The following is a 20,803-nucleotide window of genomic DNA, read 5'->3' on the forward strand; positions in this document are numbered from 1 at the left end:
GGGAATATGACGGTGGAAGATAAAGAGTGGGTGAAGGAACTAAAGGTATTTATTCCAGAGAAGCAAATCATGACGGGGTATGCGGACCTTGTCAGCTACAGTTTTGATGGTTCGTTCGGGGAGTATATGCCGGAAGCGATTGTGCAAGTGAAAACGAAAGGCGAGGTCGTACACGTCATGAAAGTCGCGAACCGCTTTCTCGTCCCTGTGACGCCGCGCGGCCAAGGAACCTGCTTGAGCGGGGGACCGCTGCCGGTAAAAGGCGGTATCGTACTGGACATGTCGCAATGGCCCGAGACGATTGACATTATTCCCGATGATCTCATTGCGATCGTCTCTCCAAGTGCTTTGGCCGCAGATATTAACAAAGCGGCGGAAGCCCACGGCTTGATGTACCCGCCGGACCCGAGCAGCGCCCATGTTGGAACGATTGGCGGCAACTTAGCCGAGAATTCAGGAGGTCCGCGCGGGTTAAAGTACGGAGTGACCAAAGACTATGTGATCGGGCTCGAGTTCGTGACTCCTGAAGGGGAAGTGATCAAAACCGGCGGGCGGACGATTAAAAATGTCACCGGCTATGATTTAACGAAACTGATTATCGGCTCAGAAGGAACCCTCGGTGTAATCACGAAAGCAACGCTGAAGCTCGTTCCGAAACCAAAAGCGGTGCGGACCTTGATGGCAGTGTTTGATGATGTAGAGAATGCAGGACGCGCCATCTCGAAAACGCTCACCTCAGGTATTTTACCGTCTAAGATGGAGTTTATGGACCAAGCCTGTTGCATTGCCGTGGAAAACTACCAACCGTCCGGGTTGCCGACAGATGCTGCCGCTGTTTTGATCATAGAATTGGATGGTCACCCGGCGGCACTCGCAGAAGAAGCAAGTGACATCGAACATATCATGAAGGAACTGGGTGCAAAAAAAATCATTGTGCCGCAAAACGAAGAGGAAGCAAACAGAATCTGGCACGCACGCAAGCAAGTTTCACCGGCCACTGCGCAGATTAAGCCGACGAAAGTATCGGAGGACGCGACCGTACCGCGCAGTCAGATTGCGCCGATGATTGAGCGGCTTCAGCAAATCAAAGAAAAATACCAAGTGGAACTCGTCGTCTTCGGACATATTGGCGACGGAAACCTTCACCCGAACATTTTATGCGATAAGCGGAACAACGAGGAAATGGGCCGAGTCGAAGAAGCAGTCGCGGAACTTTTCGAAACGGCCATTGATCTTGGCGGGACGCTGTCCGGTGAACACGGCATCGGCACGATGAAAGCCCCGTTTATGGAACGAGAGTTAGGGGCGGCAGGACTTGATATGATGAAGCGGATTAAAGAAAGCTGGGACCCGAACAACATTATGAACCCGAACAAAATTTTCCCGGAGAAGGGCCAAAAGTTGGTGTTGCGTAATGAGTGATCTACAAACCCTGCAAAAACAATTAAACTATGACAAAACGTTTGATTGTGTGCAGTGCGGCTACTGTCTGCCGGCCTGTCCGACCTATGAAACAATGGAAAGAGAAACCCATTCTCCGCGCGGCCGCATTAATCTCGTGAAAATGGTGGCGGAGGGGAAAGCAACCCTTTCCGACTTGGAAGAGCCAATTGAAAAGTGTCTCGGCTGTATGGCGTGTACGACCGTGTGCCCGACAAACGTGGAGTACGGAACGATTTTGGAAGGGGCAAAAGAAACGATCGAGAACAACCGCGTGAAAACGAAACGCCAGAAAAAAATAGAAGACTTTTTATTTGGCACCTTTTTCCCTTCCTCTACGTGGATGAATCGACTCGGCAAAGCGACATGGCTCTATCAGGCGACCGGCCTGCAAAAAGCCGCGCAGACGTTAAAATTGACCACCATCGCCCCGCTGCATCTTGATAAATTTGAGAAAATCCTACCGCCGCAACCGTCACCGGGAGAGCGGAAAAGCCGAAAGCGGCACGTTTATCCCGATCAGCCGCCGGTCGCAAAGGCGATATTTTTTACCGGCTGTATCATGGACAGTGCCTTTTTCCATATTAATGAACAAACGATTGAGCTGCTGCGGCGGTCCGGGGTGGAAGTGATCATTCCTGAGGAACAGACATGCTGCGGTGCCCTTCATGCGCATTCCGGAAAAGTAGCGACTTCCAAAGAGCTGGCGATGAAAAATATCGAAGCATGCGAAAGAGAAAATGTCGACTACATCGTCAACAACGCGGGCGGCTGCGGAGCAAGGCTCGTTGAATATGACCATTTATTTGCTGAGGGCAGCGATTGGCATACGCGCGCCCTGGCATTCACTGAAAAAGTACGTGACATTTCCGAGGTACTCGTGGAAATCGACGGGCTCCATTTCACCAAGCCAGTCACGAAAACCGTGACCTACCAGCCGTCGTGCCATATGACGAACGTCCAGAAGGTAACCACGCCTCCGCGCCGGCTGATGGAAAAGATCCCCGGTCTGCGTGTGCAGGGAATGACGAACCCCGACTTCTGCTGCGGATCTGCCGGGATTTATAACATCGTTAACTATGAAGATTCTATGGTTATTTTGGATAGAAAAATGGAAGACGTCACCGAAACAGCTCCCGATGCCATCGTCACCACCAATCCCGGCTGCCTGTTGCAAATGAAACTCGGCATTGAACGAGAACGAAAACAAAAGAGAATGAAAGCCGTTCATTTGGTAGAATTAATGATGGAAGCAAAGCCGCAACCAAAGAGATAAGGGAAGGGAACAAGATGGATAAACAACATGCTAAGAAGAATTTCGATCACGCTATCGAACACGCACAACCAGAGTTTGAACAATTTTTCCTCGCCAAGTTTTTTGATCTCTCGTATGAATATGGCGATGACACGTGCACGGTTACGCTGGAAAGCAAAGACTATATGTTTAATCCGCAGGGGACGCTGCACGGCGGAGTCATCTGTTTCATTTTAGATGTGTCGATGGGACATCTCTGTAAAAAGTTTCTCGGCACGGCGATCACGTTAGAAATGAAGGTCCAATTCCACCGTCCTATTAATGAAGGAAAAATCGTCTGTCAATCCGCCTTCGTGAAAAAAGGAAGGAAGATCATTGCTTTAAAATCAGATCTTTACAATGAAAAAGGGAAACTAGCTGCCACCGGGACATCGACGTGGTATAACACGGACAAGTAACATAATAGATAGAACATGTGCATATTAATAACGCAGCGAGGCACCGATATTTTGTCGGGTCTGGCTGTTTTTTAATGTAACATTAACATCCGCTCAACTCCCCATTCACATTAAATCGTTATACTACAATACAGATAGTTTCATTTTACAACCATATATAATAGTAGATAGAAGGAGCTCCCATTTTCCTATCATGTAAACCACTAAAAAAACAACTAATAACAACAATAAACAAATTAAAACAACACGACATCATAAAAAATATTCACAAAAGTCAAATTAAATGATATATTATTAATTACCTCTTAAAGAAACACTACAAAACAAGCAAAAGAAGGGAAGGAATACAATGAAGTTGCCGCGAAAGGTTTTGCAAACGGAAGGCGATGTCAATATTTCGGAACGGCGCCAAGAGTGGCAGGCAGGCCATATAAGTGAAGAGGCTTTTCGACTGTTGGATGAAGATGCTGAACTTTATGTGCATCAGTCGATGTCCACGCCGTGCCTGAACGTCGTAGAAAAAAGCTACGGCATTTACATCGAAGACATCGACGGTCGAGCGTACATGGATTTCCACGGTAACAGCGCTCATCAAGTCGGCTATGGAAACGAGTATGTCATACAAGCTGTAAAAAAACAGCTCGATCTTCTGCCATTTTCCCCGCGTCGTTATACGAACCGTGCCGCGATTGACTTAGCAAAAAAATTGACGAGCCTTGCCCCCGGCTCCTTAAACAAAGTACTCTTTGCTCCGGGAGGAACATCTGCACTTAGCATGGCGTTGAAACTCGTGCGAAAAGCAACCGGGAAGTTTAAAACGATCTCGATGTGGGACTCCTTCCACGGCGCTTCACTCGACGCAATATCGGTTGGCGGTGATGCTGATTTTCGAAATGGGATGGGGCCGCTTCTGCCCGGTACCATCCACGTTCCTCCCTATAACTCCTACCGCTCTGAATTCGGGGGGAGTAACACGGCATTTTCCACCCTTGATTATATCGAATACATTTTAGAACGTGAAAATGAGGTAGGAGCCATCATTCTTGAACCGGTGCGTTGTACGGACGTGCAAATTCCGCCGCGTTCTTACCATCAGCGGTTGCGATCTATTTGTGACCAGTATGATGTCAAACTGATCTACGATGAGATCCCTACCGGACTTGGCCGGACGGGAAAAATGTTTACATTTGAGCATTATGGTGTAGAACCGGACATTGTTCTCTTAGGAAAAGGCCTGGGCGGCGGAGTGTTTCCAATGGCTGCAATGCTGGCACGAGAAGACTTAGACATTGCCCAAGATATATCGCTCGGTCACTTTACCCACGAAAAAAGTTCACTAGGATGTGCAGCTGGTTTAGCCTGTATCGAATACATCGAGGAACAAGAACTGCTTTTGCATACTGTACAAATGGAAAACTTCATGAAAAACCGTTTAAACAGCATGGCAGAAAAATACCCGCTGATTGGGGATATCCGGGGAGTAGGATTGCTGTACGGGGTCGAATTAGTCAAAAACCAAGAAACAAAAGAAAAAGCAACCGCGGAGGCCGAAGAAATTATGTATGAATGTATGACGAACGGTCTCAGTTTCAAAGTATCACAAGGTAATGTGCTCACACTCGCCCCACCATTAATTATCACGGAAGCGGAACTGGAGCAAGCGATGCAGGTGTTAGAAGCGGCCATTTCCAAAGTCGTCACCACGTAATCGAAAATAGTCGACAAAAACCAATTAAAACCAATTAAAAAAAATAAAAACAAAAATAAACCAAAAACATATTCACATTTCTGAAAAAAGTGATATAATAAAAAATATAAAGAAATCGCTTACATTAAAACTTTTCCAAATCTTCATATACTTAAAGTGGGGTGATAAAAATATGTGAGTATTGCAATTTGGAATCAAGACTGAATTTTCTGTATTAAAAAAGAGAGGGGTCGATTTGATGAAGAAGTGGTTGTGGATAACAGCGGCAGCGCTCTTATTTGTAATGGCTGGCTGTGGAGGCGGGGGCAGTGAAGAAACAGTCGAAGGAGAAAGCGGTGGTGACAGCGGCGGAGGGAAACCTGAATCTGTTACTGTGTACACGGCGATCGAAAGTGACTATTTACAAGATTATTTAAACACATTCAAAGAGGAACACCCTGACATCGAATTAGATGTCGTCCGCGATTCAAGCGGAATCATCGTTTCACGGTTGCTTGCTGAAAAAGACAACCCGAAAGCAGACGTCATTTGGGGGCTTAGCGTAGACAGCCTGCTCTTGTTTGAAGAAGAAGGAATGCTTACCGGTTACAACCCGGAAGGTTATGAAAAGCTGCAAGAGCGTTTTGCGGATCAGAAAAATGACCCGATGAAATGGACAGGAATTGCAGCATACATGACGACATTTTCGGTGAATACTGCCGAGATGGAACGATTAGGACTTCCAATTCCTAAATCATATGAAGATCTTCTTGATCCTCAGTACAAAGGCTTGATCTCGATGCCGAACCCTGCGTCGAGCGGGACAGGATTCTTGACTGTTTCCGGTCTTCTGCAATTGCATGACACGGAAGAAGAAGGTTGGGAGTACTTGGATAAGCTGCACGAAAATATTGGCTCCTATACACACTCCGGTTCTAAACCAGCGGTACAGGCTGGAAACGGGGAGTACCCGATCGGGATCTCCTTTGACGGCCGCAGTGTTGCCCAAGAAGAAAGCGGTGCACCTCTCGTAACCGTCTTCCCGGAGGAAGGTTCCGGCTGGACACTTGAGGCGAACGCTCTATTAGAAAAAGAGAACATTAAAGATTCTGCCAAGACATTTTTAGACTGGGCGAACAGTGAAAGCGCTATGCAAGGCTATAATGATCAGTTTGCGATTACCGGTATTGAATTAGGCAATGAACCACCGGATAGCTACCCGGACAATCCGACAGAACAGCTGTTGGAAAATGACCTTTACTGGGCAGCGGAAAATCGAATTGAGATTGTCGACACGTGGGTTGAAAAGTACGATGGTAAGAGTGAACCAGAAGAATAAAGACAGCGGCAGGCATCTTGTTCATCACCTTGGATAAAAGAAGATGCCGATAAAAAAGATCGAAAGGTGCCGTGATTCCACACATCTTTCGATCTTTGTTTCTTTACTCAGGGCGTATCAGCAAACGATGAGATGAAGGAGGAAGATGGTAGTGGACTTTTTAAAAATAGAAAATGTAACGAAGCGATTTGGGAATTTTACCGCGTTAAAACAAATTGACTTGAATGTGCAAAAAGGGGAATTTGTCTGTCTCCTGGGGCCGAGTGGCTGTGGGAAAACCACCTTGCTGCGCGTAATTGCCGGATTGGAAGAACCGAGTATAGGGTCAAAAGTGATGATAGAAGGTAAAGATATTACCAATTTACCTCCAGCCAAAAGGGACTTTGGAATTGTGTTCCAATCCTATGCCTTGTTTCCGAACTTAACGGCTTTTCAAAATGTCGCGTATGGCTTGAAAAACAAAAAGTTACCGAAACAACAAATCAAAGACAAGGTGATGGAATCGCTCGCATTGGTAAACCTTGACCACCTGCATAATCGCTACCCTTCGCAGTTATCCGGTGGACAGCAGCAGCGTATTGCGTTAGCACGGGCATTGGCCATATCTCCAAGCTTCCTTTTACTTGATGAACCCCTTTCCGCTTTAGACGCAAAAGTACGGATCAAGTTAAGAATGGAAATTCGGAATCTTCAGGAGAAATTAGGGATTACAACGATTATGGTTACGCATGACCAGGAAGAAGCATTGTCAATGGGGGATAAGATTGCGGTAATGAATAATGCCTCCCTCGAGCAGCTTGGAAGCCCGCAGGAAATCTATGAGAAGCCGATTACTCCATTTGTTGCCGACTTTATCGGGACTGTTAATACGTTCAAAGGAGTGGCGATTCGGCCAGAACATGTGAAACTGCATACCGAGCCAAAGAAAAGTACGCTTGCAGCTACTGTCGATACGATGGAATTTCGCGGCAGTTCGTACCGGTTGTTCTTAAATATAACGAATGCAGCAGAAGATCATTTCGACAAGGATACGTTAATAGCTGATCTAACGACGAGTGAGATGAATAGACTGCAGATCCAAAAGGGACGAGAACTATTTGCCGAGATGCCGGAGAAGCATGTGATCACCTATAAGGAACAGGAGGATGAGAAAACGACGGTTCAACCTATCGCCGCAAACTTCAAGTGAAAGGAAGATTAATTCGCGATGAGCAAACAATATACCGTACAGTCCCCAGAAGTTGCCCTAAATACGAAGAAGAAAGTGAAGCAGAAAACGAGCTTCGTTGATTTACTCCATAAAACCTTAATTGTGTTAATGGTATTAGGATTGGTCGTTGCGCTGATATTCCCATTAATCCAGTTAATTTTAGTTTCTCTGCAGGATAGAAGCGGTAGTTTTGTTGGGCTTGAGAACTTCATTAATTACTTCACGACAAGCTCCTTAATCCAGCCGTTATTTAATACGTTGTTCGTTGCCTCAGCAACTGGAATTATCTCGGTTACGCTCGGATTCTTTTATGCCTATGCATTAACGAGGACGAACATGCCGTGGAAGCCATTTTTCCGCTATGTTGCGTTTGTCCCCTTGTTTGCTCCGACAATGATGTACGGGATCGGGCTAGTCCACTTGTTCGGGAATAACGGCGTTGTTACTACTGGTTTCTTCGGAATGTTTCAAGGAATCGATATTAATCTGTACGGCCCGGTAGGTATTATCATTTCTTTAATCTTTTACACGTTTCCGCAGACTTTTCTGCTGTTGACCATTTCCTTATCTAATACGGATTACCGGTTGTATGAAGCGGCTGATTCACTTGGCTCCGGTGTCGTTAAGAAATTCTTTTCCGTCACGCTGCCAAGTGTGAAATATGGTTTGTTTAGCGCGTTTATTATCGGTTTTATTTTAAGCTTTACTGACTTCGGTGCCCCTATCGTCGTCGGCGGTGATTTCAAAGTAATGGCTGTTGATATTTACCAACAGGTTGTCGGACAGTTTAACATGTCGATGGGTGCAACAGTGGGCGTCATTTTAATCATTCCGGCAGTCATTGCCTTTATCGCTGATCAGCTGGTCCAACGAAAAGAAAGCTCCTCTATTACCGCGAAATCTGTTTCTTACAAAATAAAAGAAAACCCTGTCCGGGACCGCGTTTATTTCACTTATTGCCTGCTTATTATGGGAGCTATTTTCTTATTGATGGTAGCGGTGCTTGTCCCGACATTTGTAAAGTATTGGCCTTATGACTTTTCGTTCACCACCGCCCACTTTACGTTTGAAAATGTCATCGGCGGTTTTAAACCGTACTACACCAGTCTTTTAATGGCTGTCATAACAGCAACGGCAGGAACATTGATCGTCTTTATTGGAGCCTATTTAATTGAAAAGACACGTTTTATGAGGACCACCCGCAAAGTAGGCTACTTGTTCTCGATTATGCCGCTTGCACTGCCGGGTCTTGCTATTGGTCTCGCGTACATCTTCTTTTTCAACCAGGCAGAATTCGCGATTCCATTTACGAACATTGCTATCACTAATCCACTTCAAGGACTCTACGGCACGATTTGGATTCTCGTGCTTGCTAATCTGATCCATTTCTATGCGGTTAACTTCTTTACAGCAACGACGGCCCTTAAAAAGTTAGATAAAGAGTTCGAACCAGTGTCAGAGTCGATGAATGTTCCGTTTTACAAAACATTTGTCCGCGTCACCGTCCCGATGTCACTTCCGGCAATCCTTGAAATGATGGTTTACTTCTTTGTAAACTCGATGACAACGATTTCGGCGGTTATCTTCTTGTATTCTCCGGACACACGACCGGCGTCTGTTGCGATTGTGGATATGGTCGGAGCCGGGAATATGTCGGCGGCTGCTGCAATGGCGGTTATCATCTTGTTAACGAACATCGTCGTCCGGGTTGCTTACGAATTTATTACGAAAAAAGTACGTAAACGTGCAAGTGCATGGCAACAATAGCAGCGTCCGCACACGATGAACAGCTAGGGAAAGAGTGACTACTGCTGGCGTGGCATAACAGTCAAGTCCTCTCCTCACGTTGTGTTATTCAGGGGGAGGACTTTTTTTGATAGCCTATGGTCGTTAAATGGGAGGTTTTGCAGTGGCCGTTGTTGCAGTATCTCTTGTCATATCTTCTGCGTTGGTTCACGCCTTATGGAATTTGTTCGCAAAACAAAGCCTTGATAAAGTAACGTTTTTATTTTCTATTCACATCATTAATTTCATTATCCTTCTTCCTTACTCTGTTATTGAAATTCAGCAGGTCGTCTTAGACGGTCCGGGAATCATCTTCTTATTAGGATCGATGTTCTTTCAAGTTATTTATGGATTTAGCTTAATTAGAGGATATACCGTTGGCGAGTTATCACTCGTATATCCAATTCTACGGGGTTCAGCCTCCTTATTAATCCCATTGATCAGCGTGCTGTTTTTAGGAGACCACCTTACGATATTAGGTTGGGTTGGCTTGCTTTTAGTCGTAACGGGGATTTTCTTAATGGGAAGTGAGGGTTTCAAAAGCGGGGAAAAGGTCGGGCCTTCCCTTCTTTATGCGTTAGCAGGTGGTATGGCCATCACAGGCTACACCCTGAGCGACAAAATGCTCCTTGACTATATCTCTCCCTTTCTTCTGATTCAATTTCAGAATTTCATCCATATTATCGCACTGCTATGGCCGGCTGTCGGGTCACAGAAATTAAAGCAGGAGTGGGTACTGAACTGGAAAATAATCATCATGGGTGCTTTCTTTGTACCGGGTGCCTATACGTTGTTCTTGTTTGCGATGAAACTGGCGAACGTTGCCCAGCTCGCCCCGATGAGGGAAATCAGCATTGTGTTTGGAGCTATTCTTGGCGCGCTCATTTTAAAAGAGAAGCAAGGTGTAAGAAAAGCCTTATTTTCCATACTTATTGTAATCGGTATTGTTATATTAAGTATTTTTGGTTAAGGAATCATAAAAAGAAAACACCAAACATACAATATAAAACAATCAAATAAAAATAAAATCAATAAAAAACAATAAAAAGCATTCACAATTGTAAGGAAATGTGTTATATTTCAAACATAAACAAAACGATTGGGTTTTTCTAAAACAGAAAGGATGATCTTTTATGAACATGAAAGACATTACAAACAATCCTTATTTTCTATTAACCCCTGGTCCTCTTACTACGACGGAGACAGTGAAACTGGCGATGATGAAAGATTGGTGCACGTGGGATGATGACTATAACAATATTGTGCAGGATATCCGTGGGCAGCTTGTCCGAATAGCGACAAAGAATCCCGAAAAATACTCCGCCGTGTTAATGCAAGGAAGTGGCTCTTTTACCGTTGAGTCTGTCATTGGAACGACGATTCCGAGAGATGGGAAGCTGCTCGTGCTCGTGAATGGGGCATACGGACAACGAATTGTGAAAACAGCCAAAACAATTGGCATCGATACAGTCGTGATTGACACGGGAGAGGTTGATCCTCCAGACCTCAAGAAATTGGATGAAACGTTGACGGCTGATCAAGACATTACACACGTAGCGATTGTGCATTGTGAAACAACTACCGGTATTTTGAACCCGATCGACGAGGTCAGCAAAGTAGTGAAGCGTCATAACCGGGTTTTCTTTGTCGATGCGATGAGTAGCTTCGGTGGTATTGAAATGGATATTGATGAGCTAAACATCGATTATATCGTGAGCAGCGCCAACAAATGTATCCAAGGGGTGCCGGGTTTTGGATTTGCGATCGTGAAGACAGAGGAATTTGAGAAATGTGCAGGAAACGCCCGCTCCTTGTCCCTTGATCTCTATGACCAGTGGAAAACAATGGAGGAGAACAACGGGAAATGGCGCTTCACTTCCCCGACCCATGTCGTTCGTGCTTTTGCACAAGCACTGAAAGAATTGGATGAAGAGGGAGGAGTTGCAAAACGAGCAGCCCGCTACCGCGAAAATCAACGAACACTAGTAGATGGAATGGAAGAACTGAATTTCAAACCGTTGCTGCCAAGGGAACTGCAGTCGCCTATCATTACACCATTTTATTATCCGGATTCTGAAGAGTTTGCGTTTCAAACATTCTATGACAAGTTAAAGGAAAAAGGCTTTGTCATCTATCCAGGAAAAGTAACAAACCTGAACACGTTCCGAATCGGGAACATCGGAGACATTTACCCGGACGATATCAGAGATTTACTAACCGCCATCGAAGAAAGCAGCTACTGGCTCAAATCAGTTCCCGAAAACTAAGTATAAAAGCCGATCCTGACACTTGTATCTTCTATTGATCTCTCTTATACTCAACAGAACCAAGCAAAAACAACCAAAACCTGTGATCACGATACAAGGAAGGGTGAGGCACCATGTCGCTGGCAGGAGAGGAAAGAAAAAAGAAAATACTCGAACTGCTTGAGATAAGCGGCCAAGTCAAAGCGAAGGACTTGGCCCGGATTTTACAAGTATCAACGGAAACCATTCGCAAATATTTAGACCAACTGCATAAAGAAGAGAAATTGAAAAAGGTATATGGGGGGGCTATTAGTGTTTCGTTTCACAACGAAGAGCCCTCCTCCCAAGAAAGAGAAGAATTACACTCTGACGAAAAAAGAAGGATTGGTAAACTGGCGGCGCAGCTTATTAACGACAATGATGTGATTGCAATTGACGACGGCAGCACGCCACTGCAGCTTGTGAAAAGTTTGCATAAAAAGAACAATATCACTATTTACACAACGTCCATATCTGCACTAAGCGTTTTAATTGAGTTACACCAACAAAATCATTTCACAGGCAAGATTATTGTGCTGGGTGGTGAGGTAAATATTGCCCATCAGCGGGTCTCGGGGGCGTATACGAATCAGATGCTTGAAGATATCTACATCGACAAGTATTTTGTTTCCGCAGATGGAATTTCCTTGGATGCCGGAATAACAAGCTATGACTATACGAAAGGCATTACGACCAAAAAACTGGTGGAGCATGCGGATAAATCAATTTGTTTAATCGATCATTCCAAAGTTGGCAAGAGAACGCATTACAAAATTGCCGATTTAAAGGAAATTAACATGGTAGTGTCTGATAAGACATACCCAAGTGAGTGGGAAACTGCATTAATTGATGGAAATATTAAATGGCTTGTTGCCGGCAATGGACATAAAATGATGTAGCGGATTCGCTGGTATGTAAGCACGGGACCTGCCGGGGAGCGGGGGTGCGCTAATGGAGTATTTAGGCATATTTTATGAAGAGCAGATTGTGGCCAACTTAGAGATTTATTTACGCATTGTCATCAGTGCCATACTCGGTATGTTTATTGGCTGGGACAGGAAGGTTAACGGAAAGCCGGCTGGTTTAAAAACATTTACCTACGTCGCGGTTTCCTGTACGTTAATCACGCTCGTATCTATTTACAGTGCGGAAGTATTCGGTGGCAGTAACTACAATAATCGAATGGATCCAATGCGGCTTGCTGCCCAGATCGTATCCGGACTTGGTTTTTTAGGCGCAGGGCTTATTTTAAAAGATGGTCTGCGTGTGAAAGGATTAACGAGTGCGGCGATGGTGTTTTTTGCTGGCGGAGTAGGTATTGGAATTGGGGCAGGCTTTTACGGCCTCGTATTTACAGCAGTTATTGTTACCTTTGTGTTGTCCAAAATCAGCAAAGTAATTGAGAAGAAAGACCGCAAGAAAATTAAGTATAAATTAAATAAAAACAATCAACACGTATACACCAATCACAACAAAGATATCCAGGCATAAAGCACGGGAGCAAAAAAGGTCGAACAAAACAAAAAACAAAATAAAAAACAATAAAAAACAACACAAAACAAACAAAAAGTGATATAATGCAATTGTAATCAATAAAACTGTTTAAAAAGGGAGGCGTTTTCGTGAAAGTTTTTTGTCTAGGTGGTGCCGGAAGAATAGCCCGGGAAGCAGTACTTGATTTGGTGGAACACTCTGATTTTGAAATGATCACGATCGGTGATTTCAATGAAGAGGTAGGCCAGGAGCTAGTAGAGGAATTAAACGATCCACGGGTCAGCTTCGTGAAAGTGAATGTGAAAAACCATGATGAAACTGTTGAGAAGATGAGAGGGTATGACGTAGTGATGGATGGCACCACCATCACGCTGAACGGGCTTTCAACAGCCTGCATCGCGGAGGCCGGATGCCACGGTATTAACTTGAATGGCTTCGGGGCGGAAGACGAGTACGCGGAAGTTTTCAAAAAGAATAATCGTACGGCGGTTCCTGGATTCGGGATGACGCCAGGTGTCACTCAAATGATGGCCATGCATGCAGCCAACCAACTTGATGAAGTGGAAAGCGTCCGCGTGAGCCACGGCTCTTTCCGCCCGATTGCTTTCTCAAAGTCGATTACGGAAACGACAACCTACGAATATGATCCGGATCTTCCGGGACGCGTCGTCTTCGAAAATGGGGAATTCTTGCAGGTGCCTCCTTTTGCAAGACCACGGACGATTCAATTGCCTGAACCTTACGGCGAAACGGTTCAGTATATCATCCCGCACTCCGAGACACGTACCTTGTCACAGGCGTTGAAAGATAAGGGAGTTCAACTTATCGAAGTGAGAGGGACATGGCCAAAGCAAAACATGGAGCTCGTACGAGGCCTTTACAATTACGGAATTCTGAAAAATCCACAAATTAATGTGAACGGCAGTGAAGTAGGATTGATGGATATCATCGGAGAATACTTACTTCAATCTAAAGAAGGACAGGAAACAGAACTGTACGGTTATTCTCTTCATGTCGAAGTAATCGGCAGCAAAAACGGCGAGAAACAGCGTCATGTTCTTTACCATACCCACCCGGCAAGCGACGGCTCTGTGAAGGGCTGGGAGGGACTGCGCGCGTATACACGGAATGTCGGCATTCCAATGGCGGTCGCTACCGAGCTGCTTGCAAAAGGGGAAGTAAAAGATACCGGTGTCTTAATCCCGGAAGATGCTTTTGATCCGCAGCCTATCTTTGATGCATTGGAAAAACGTGGAATTTACGTTCATGAAGAGATAGTGACGGGAGAAAAAGTCGAAGAGAATGATGCAGCGGCACAGGTTCAGTAGTTGCAAAACATCTATCTAACTAAAAAGCTACGATTGTTAACACTGAAGGAGGTCTAGACGTTGGGAAATCAAGCCCCCCAGATAGAAGCTGTTATTTTTGACTGGGCAGGCACTACCGTTGACTACGGTTGCTTTGCGCCACTGGATGTATTTATAGAAGTATTTAAAAAACGAGGCATTGACGTCCTGCATGAGGAAGCCAGAGAACCAATGGGGATGCTGAAGTGGGACCATATTAATGAAATGTGTAAAATGGAGCGGATTGCCGGATTGTGGAAAGATAAATTCGGCAAGCCTCCTGAGAAAAAAGATGTAGACGATTTGTACGCAGATTTTGAACCTATGCTGTTTGAAATTCTGCCGAACTATTGCACTCCTATTCCTGGGGCTCTTGATCTTGTCAGCCGTCTTCGGAGACAGGGGCTCAAGATTGGTTCGACGACTGGATATACGGATGAAATGATGAAAGTTGTGACAAAAGGGGCGAAACAACAAGGCTATGAGCCAGATTTTCTTGCCACTGCGCAAGATGTTCCGGCCGGCCGCCCTTATCCGTGGATGATGTACTTAAACGCTATGAAACTCGGAGTCTATCCGATGAAGCATTGCATTAAAGCAGGTGACACGATCAGCGATATAAAAGAAGGCGTGAATGCCGGCGCCTGGAGTGTTGGGGTTATCAAAGGCGGCAGTGAGCTTGGTCTGACTGAAGAGCAGGTCCGCGCGATGGATGAGGACGAGCTGAACGAAAGAATGGAAACAGTCGCGAAACGATTTAAGGAAGCTGGTGCTCATTATGTCATTGACAGTATCGGCGAATTAGATAAACTGATCCCTAAAATTAATATGCGGCTTGCGAATGGTGATTGAAAAATAGACTCAGGCTCCTGATAAGCGAGGTGAAAAAGTGAATACACATTCATATGCGTTGGGGATGGTAGAAACGATTGGCTACCCGGCGATCATTGCTGCTGCGGATGCTGCCGCCAAAGCAGCAGACGTACAAATTGCTACTTATCAAAAAGCAGACAGCGGTATCATCACCATTTACATCATTGGAGATGTCGCTTCCGTCCAGGCAGCTGTTGCCGTTGGGGAAGAAGTGGCGAAAAGAGTTGGACAGTTCCGGCACTCTCATGTCATACCGCGTCCTACTTCGGATGTCGTTAACATGCTTTTTCCAGAGAAAAAAGCGGAAGAAGAAAAGTCCGAAACGAAAGCCGAGCCGGTAAAAGAAGCTCCTGCCCAAGAGGAGAAACAGACAGGCTCGCAAACCGAGACTAAAGACATCAACAAAATGAACTTAAATGAGCTACGAGAATACGCTAATTCGTTTTCTAATTTTCCTAAAACGACTCAAGAAATCTACCGAGCAAAAAAAGAAGATCTATTGAACGAACTAACAGAGATCATGAAAGGTGGCGATAAGTGATGCTAGATGCGGATCTCGATTCCATACAAGAAGGAAGAAACCTGCTGAGCCAGGCGAAAGAAGCGCAAAAGACATTAGCAGCTATGACGCAGGAAGAAATTGATAGGATTGTCCGAAGCATAGCAGAAGCCTCGGAAAGAGAAGCGGAAAGACTAGCTGCTATGGCCGTAGAGGAAACAGGTTTTGGAAAAAAGGAAGATAAAATAGTTAAAAACCTATTTTCTGCGAGAGATGTCTACCAATCGATCAAAGACAAGAAAACGGTTGGAATCATTTCTCGGGATGAAGAAAACAAAGTATGGGAGACAGCAGAGCCAGTTGGAGTGGTAGCTGGTATTGTCCCGTCCACGAACCCGACATCAACTGCTATTTTTAAAGCGTTGATCGCTGTGAAGGCTCGAAATGCGATTGTCTTCAGCCCCCACCCTGGTGCCGCAACATGTACCAATGAAGCGGTAGATATTATGATGAAGGCTGCGAAACAAGCAGGTGCTCCCGACGGTCTGATTACGAGCATTACCAAACCAACACTGGAGTCCGCACAGGAGCTGATGAATCATAAGCTCACGGATGTTATCTTGGCGACCGGCGGAACAGGAATGGTGAAAGCAGCCTACAGCACCGGGAAACCAGCTTTCGGGGTAGGTCCAGGAAACGTGCCGGTTTATATTCATGAGAGTGCCGACGCGTCCAAAGCTGTCCGCCAGATTATCCAAAGCAAGACCTTCGACTACGGTACGATCTGCGCTTCCGAGCAAGCGATCGTGGCTGACAAAGCTATTAAAAACAAAGTGAAAAAGGAACTGGAGACGCAAGGTGCTTATTTTCTAGACGACTACGAAAAGAAACGCATGGAAAGTTTGATCGTCGTTAATGGGAGATTAAATCCGCAGATTGTTGGACAATCACCACAGGCGCTCGCGGAAATGGCCGGTATTTATATTGAAGACGATGTACGTGTCTTAGTTGCCGAAGAAACAGGCGTTGGCAAGAAATATCCGTTTTCCGTCGAAAAACTGTCACCAATCTTAGCGTTCTATACCGTACAAGACTGGCAGGAAGGCAGCAGCCTTTGTAATGAACTGTTAGAGCATGGCGGTTTAGGCCATACATTAGGAATTCATGCAGATGATATGGAAGTCATTGAAAAATTCGGTATTACACAAAAAGTCTTCCGTGTCGTCGTTAATTCAGGTACTACTTTCGGTGGTATCGGTGCAACAACCGGAGTGAAGCCGTCCATGACACTTGGCTGCGGAGCGTATGGAAACAACGTCTCTTCTGATAACATTACGACAGATCATTTAATGAATATCAAACGAATTGCTTTTGGTATCCGTGAACTCGACAATGTCAACCAGCCAACTAGGCAACACCGTTCTTCCAGCAGCTCCACTCACACGAACAGCAGCATCTCAAGAGAAGAAGTCATGGACATCGTGAAAAACGTATTAAAAGAACTAAACCTATAACTTATTAAGCTTTCTTAATTAAAAGTTTAGAGAAGTTGATTTGCCCTGCAGGCGGGCGCTTCCCGCTGGAGTCGCCGCCTTCCGTTACAATCAACTGGAGTTCTTTAATTCACGAATGTCATATATGTATATTTTCTATATGACCTTTGCAAGTAATTATGAAACTGACTTAATTTAAAAATAATGAGGAGGCATAACAAATGGCAGAAACTGGAGCATTGGGTATGATTGAGACAAAGGGACTTGTAGGATCGGTAGAAGCGGCAGACGCGATGTCAAAGGCTGCGAATGTAAAACTAATCGGGAAAGTACACTCAGGAGGCGGATTGGTAACGGTAATGGTCCGCGGAGATGTCGGTGCCGTTAAAGCGTCAGTTGATGCAGGAGCCGCTGCAGCTGAAAATGTCGGGGAGCTTATTTCCGTTCACGTTATTCCACGTCCGCACGCTGATATCGAACTTATCCTTCCGAAGCTCGAAGGATAAGTGTGTAAACCATGAGGGTCATTACGGAATCCAAACTTAGAGCAATGGCTAAAAAAGGGATTCCTAATCCGTATATGATAAATAAGAGCGATAAGCTCACCCCCGCAGCGGCGGATTTTTTGAAAGACAGGAACATTAGAGTGGAGCACAGCAACTCGGTACATTGGCAACTACCAAATAATGAAACAGATAAAAGCGACCTGATTCCTGTTGGCGTCTCCAATCGCCACGTGCATCTGACGGAAGAGGATGCGAAAGTGTTATTTGGGGAGGACAGCTCGTTAACCGTATGGAAAGAGCTGTCCCAACCCGGCCAATTTGCAGCACAAGAAACGGTGACTCTGCTCGGTCCGAAAAACTTAATAAAAGGTGTGCGCATCCTCGGACCGGAAAGAAAAGCGACACAAGTAGAAATTTCGGTAACGGATGGCTTTCAACTCGGGATCCATCCCCCTATCCGACTTTCCGGTTCGACCGAAGGAACACCAGGTTTAACGTTAATCGGGCCGAAAGGGTGTGTCACGCTCGAGCAAGGCGTTATCGTGGCAAAGCGTCACGTACACCTTTCTCCCGAGGATGCGAAACGCTTTAACGTACGAGAAGGTGATACGCTGATGGTCCAGACTATGGGAGAGCGTTCCACGATATTCACCGACATTGCGGTACGGATTTCGCCAAGTTATCAACTTGATTTGCACATCGATATGGATGAAGCGAATGGAGCGGCTTTATCAACAGGTGATTATGTAAAAATCATTGGGAAAAATAATCAATTTTATTCCAGAGGAGGAGGTGAGGGAGATGGACGTACGTTCTATCGTTGAGTCGGTTGTTCGTGAGGTCTTACAGGAACAAGTTTCTAAAAAAAGAGTGGCAATTAAACAAGAACCAGTTGGGAAAGTGTTGTTCGTTTTTTGTGACAGTTCGGCTCACGAATCGTTTACAGATCAATTTATCGAACTTAAAAATGTGAATATTGCGTATGATATTCTTTTTCTTGACGGAGAAACAGCCTCATGGCTTGGAAATCAGCACGTAGAAGCAAGTGGCGCCAATCGTGTCATTGCCACGGACATGAATGCGCCAGCGGCCATGGAAGTGCCAAAAGACTATGACGGAATTATTATTCCAGAAATAGATTTGGACAACGCAGCCCGTGTAGCAGCCGGAATGAAAGGGACAATAAAATCAGAAATCATTTTCTCTGCTATCCTGCTGGAGAAATTCATCCTGATTGGCGATGATAATCCAGGGATTAAGCGAGCAGACCGTCGTTGCTTGAAGACGCTCTCCCTCCCTAAGCCTTACCGAGCCTTATTTGATCAATATATCGAGACAATGCGTGATTTAGGCGTACACTTCAGACCGCCACAGGAATTTGTCTCCTTTATAAAAGAGGCCTTTCCCAGTGAAGCGGAGGATAACAGCGAAAACGAGCCGGAACAAGAAGAAGCCCGGCAGAACACAGCATTACCCATCAAGAAGAAGTTTTTAACGGCGGAGTGGATCGAAAATAACATGCCTTTTCCAAACAACAAACTAACGCTCCCAAAAGGGGTAATCGTCTCCCCGTTAGCGCAAGACATCTTAAAAGAAAATCAAGTAACGCTGCACTATACGGATAAAGGATGACGCCATATGCTCATAGCGGAAGTGGTAGGAAGTGTATGGACAACCCAGAAGGAAAGCGGGATGGAGAATATAAAGCTGCTCGTTGTCCAGCCCGTTACGATGCAGAAAGAAAAGGTTGGCAACAGCCTGGTAGCGATGGATCGAATTGGTGCAGGGATCGGTGAGTTTGTCCTTATCACGCAAGGATCGCCGGCCCAAAGACTGTACAAAGAGCAGCTCCCCCCCGTGGACGCAGCTGTCACAGGTATTATCGATTCCTTTGAATAGTTCCATACTCGAAGTAGTTTTGAAAAAAATGACTACTCTCCATACAACATAAAAGAAAGTCTACTGTCGCGTATCGGGACGCCGGCAGCAGGCTTTCTTTTTTTGTTTATCCCGAATAAGGGCCGCCATGTAAATACTTCCTGATAGAGGATTCCTTCTCCTTATTCCTCTTTTGCTTCACTTTTTGAATCGTAGCTTTTAATCCAACGATCAATGATGCGTTCTCTATTTTCAGCAGACCAATAAAAATCATTGTCACTTAATTGTTCTTTTGGATCTTTCGGATAGCTTTCATGGAGGGGTTCATCCACGTCAACTCCGGTAAGTGCGTAATAGTTTCGATTGACTCTCATTGTTTCTTCACTGATTGCCCAGTCTAGAAAAACTCTCGCTTCTTCCTTGATGTTGTCCTTTTTCACTAATGAATTGGCTTCGAGTGTCCAGCCAGAACCTTCTTCCGGGAATATTGTTACAAGTGGCGCACCGCTGTCCTCCTGTTGGATGCTTCTCCCATCAAATGATATACCAATGGGAAATTCCCCCTTCGCTGCTTCCACAGCGGGCTTGGAACCGGAATGGGTATACGCTCCGATGTTATCATGCAGGTTATCCAAGTATTCCCAACCCTTTTCTTCATCGTCAAACATTTGCAACATCAACGAAACCATCACAAAACCTACGCCGCTTGAAGCCGGATTGGGCATCGAAATTAACCCTTCATACTCTGGATTGAGTAGATCTTCATACGATTTCGGGATAGGTAATCCTTTTTTCTCTAACTCGACTGTATTGACTGAAATCGTTGTCATATAACCGGTGGAACCTACCCATTTCATTGGATCGTTCTTTTGATCCGCGAACATATCCACAATCTTGTCTGCATGTTTAGGTGTATACCCTTCTATCATGCCTTCTTCATCTAGAAGAATCAAATTCTCTACGCCCATTCCAATAATGATATCTGCCTGAGGATTGTTTTTTTCTGCGAGGAGGCGAGAGGTGATTACTCCGCTGGAATCGCGAACGGTCTCGACCTTAATTTCTGGATGGTCCTTTTCAAATAGGGAAAGATAATCCTGCAGATGGTCTGTTTCCATCGGTGTATACACGACCAGTGATCCACCAGTTTTTTCAGAGGCAGCTTTTGTGTCCTTATTCTCGCCGCTACCACCACAGCCAAATAGAAAAAGGAGACAGAGTATACTAATAAACCCTATAAGCTTTTTCATGAATA

Annotated in this window: 20 protein-coding genes; 19 read left to right on the plus strand and 1 reads right to left on the minus strand. The window is 45.1% G+C overall.

What is annotated here, in order from left to right; translation table 11 throughout:
* Positions 1-6 precede the first annotated feature (6 nt).
* The 19 genes from LOR49_RS01135 (at position 7) to LOR49_RS01225 (ending at position 19,569) form a co-directional block, all read left to right on the plus strand.
* The gene (locus LOR49_RS01135; protein WP_240374185.1) at positions 7-1,422 is read left to right on the plus strand and encodes an FAD-binding oxidoreductase; all 1,416 of its coding nucleotides are present in this window, start codon (positions 7-9) and stop codon (positions 1,420-1,422) included.
* Positions 1,415-2,716: a (Fe-S)-binding protein gene (locus tag LOR49_RS01140; RefSeq protein WP_240374187.1), complete on the plus strand. Its 1,302-nt coding sequence runs from the start codon at positions 1,415-1,417 to the stop codon at positions 2,714-2,716. The genes LOR49_RS01135 and LOR49_RS01140 overlap by 8 nt, the downstream gene beginning before the upstream one ends.
* Before the next feature lie 14 nt (positions 2,717-2,730).
* On the plus strand, positions 2,731-3,153 hold the full coding sequence (locus LOR49_RS01145) for a PaaI family thioesterase (RefSeq protein ID WP_240374189.1): 423 nt from the start codon (positions 2,731-2,733) through the stop codon (positions 3,151-3,153).
* Positions 3,154-3,502: 349 nt separating this feature from the next.
* Positions 3,503-4,861 carry an aspartate aminotransferase family protein gene (locus LOR49_RS01150; protein ID WP_240374191.1) on the plus strand — a complete coding sequence of 453 codons (1,359 nt, stop codon included), beginning with the start codon at positions 3,503-3,505 and terminating at the stop codon, positions 4,859-4,861.
* 238 nt (positions 4,862-5,099) lie between these two features.
* Positions 5,100-6,179, plus strand: coding sequence for a putative 2-aminoethylphosphonate ABC transporter substrate-binding protein (locus LOR49_RS01155; protein ID WP_240374193.1), 1,080 nt, complete (start codon positions 5,100-5,102; stop codon positions 6,177-6,179).
* Positions 6,180-6,324: 145 nt separating this feature from the next.
* Positions 6,325-7,368, plus strand: coding sequence for an ATP-binding cassette domain-containing protein (locus LOR49_RS01160; RefSeq protein WP_338021105.1), 1,044 nt, complete (start codon positions 6,325-6,327; stop codon positions 7,366-7,368).
* Between the two features lie 18 nt (positions 7,369-7,386).
* Positions 7,387-9,156 (plus strand): putative 2-aminoethylphosphonate ABC transporter permease subunit, encoded by a 1,770-nt coding sequence (locus tag LOR49_RS01165; RefSeq protein ID WP_240374194.1) that lies wholly within the window; start codon positions 7,387-7,389, stop codon positions 9,154-9,156.
* Positions 9,157-9,298: 142 nt separating this feature from the next.
* Positions 9,299-10,144 (plus strand): EamA family transporter, encoded by an 846-nt coding sequence (locus tag LOR49_RS01170; RefSeq protein ID WP_240374195.1) that lies wholly within the window; start codon positions 9,299-9,301, stop codon positions 10,142-10,144.
* 163 nt (positions 10,145-10,307) lie between these two features.
* On the plus strand, positions 10,308-11,441 hold the full coding sequence (phnW, locus tag LOR49_RS01175) for a 2-aminoethylphosphonate--pyruvate transaminase (protein ID WP_240374196.1): 1,134 nt from the start codon (positions 10,308-10,310) through the stop codon (positions 11,439-11,441).
* Between the two features lie 113 nt (positions 11,442-11,554).
* Positions 11,555-12,358, plus strand: coding sequence for a DeoR/GlpR family DNA-binding transcription regulator (locus tag LOR49_RS01180; RefSeq protein WP_240374197.1), 804 nt, complete (start codon positions 11,555-11,557; stop codon positions 12,356-12,358).
* Positions 12,359-12,410: 52 nt separating this feature from the next.
* Positions 12,411-12,950 (plus strand): MgtC/SapB family protein, encoded by a 540-nt coding sequence (locus tag LOR49_RS01185; RefSeq protein ID WP_240374198.1) that lies wholly within the window; start codon positions 12,411-12,413, stop codon positions 12,948-12,950.
* Positions 12,951-13,081: 131 nt separating this feature from the next.
* The gene (locus tag LOR49_RS01190; protein WP_240374199.1) at positions 13,082-14,281 is read left to right on the plus strand and encodes a saccharopine dehydrogenase family protein; all 1,200 of its coding nucleotides are present in this window, start codon (positions 13,082-13,084) and stop codon (positions 14,279-14,281) included.
* An 81-nt stretch (positions 14,282-14,362) separates the two neighbouring features.
* The gene (gene phnX / locus LOR49_RS01195; RefSeq protein WP_338021121.1) at positions 14,363-15,151 is read left to right on the plus strand and encodes a phosphonoacetaldehyde hydrolase; all 789 of its coding nucleotides are present in this window, start codon (positions 14,363-14,365) and stop codon (positions 15,149-15,151) included.
* 37 nt (positions 15,152-15,188) lie between these two features.
* Positions 15,189-15,713 (plus strand): BMC domain-containing protein, encoded by a 525-nt coding sequence (locus LOR49_RS01200; RefSeq protein ID WP_240374206.1) that lies wholly within the window; start codon positions 15,189-15,191, stop codon positions 15,711-15,713.
* A complete protein-coding gene (locus tag LOR49_RS01205; RefSeq protein WP_240374212.1) occupies positions 15,710-17,185 on the plus strand; it encodes an acetaldehyde dehydrogenase (acetylating) in 1,476 nt (491 codons plus the stop codon). The genes LOR49_RS01200 and LOR49_RS01205 overlap by 4 nt, the downstream gene beginning before the upstream one ends.
* A gap of 200 nt (positions 17,186-17,385) precedes the next feature.
* Positions 17,386-17,670, plus strand: a complete 285-nt coding sequence (locus LOR49_RS01210; RefSeq protein ID WP_240374214.1) for a BMC domain-containing protein — start codon at positions 17,386-17,388, stop codon at positions 17,668-17,670.
* Positions 17,671-17,681: 11 nt separating this feature from the next.
* Positions 17,682-18,494, plus strand: a complete 813-nt coding sequence (gene pduL, locus LOR49_RS01215) for a phosphate propanoyltransferase (protein ID WP_240374216.1) — start codon at positions 17,682-17,684, stop codon at positions 18,492-18,494.
* Entirely contained in the window at positions 18,472-19,302 is an 831-nt protein-coding gene (locus tag LOR49_RS01220; protein ID WP_240374218.1) for a hypothetical protein, read from the plus strand. Before pduL ends, LOR49_RS01220 begins: the two co-directional genes overlap by 23 nt.
* A 6-nt stretch (positions 19,303-19,308) precedes the next feature.
* Entirely contained in the window at positions 19,309-19,569 is a 261-nt protein-coding gene (locus tag LOR49_RS01225) for a EutN/CcmL family microcompartment protein (protein WP_240374219.1), read from the plus strand.
* 161 nt (positions 19,570-19,730) lie between these two features.
* Here the strand turns inward: LOR49_RS01225 and LOR49_RS01230 are convergent, their stop codons facing one another.
* Positions 19,731-20,798: a putative 2-aminoethylphosphonate ABC transporter substrate-binding protein gene (locus tag LOR49_RS01230; protein WP_240374220.1), complete on the minus strand. Its 1,068-nt coding sequence runs from the start codon at positions 20,796-20,798 to the stop codon at positions 19,731-19,733.
* Between the last annotated feature and the right edge of the window lie 5 nt (positions 20,799-20,803).

This window comes from Bacillus piscicola (genome assembly GCF_022458745.1).
Classification (GTDB): Bacteria; Bacillota; Bacilli; order Bacillales; family Marinococcaceae; genus Alteribacillus_A; species Alteribacillus_A piscicola.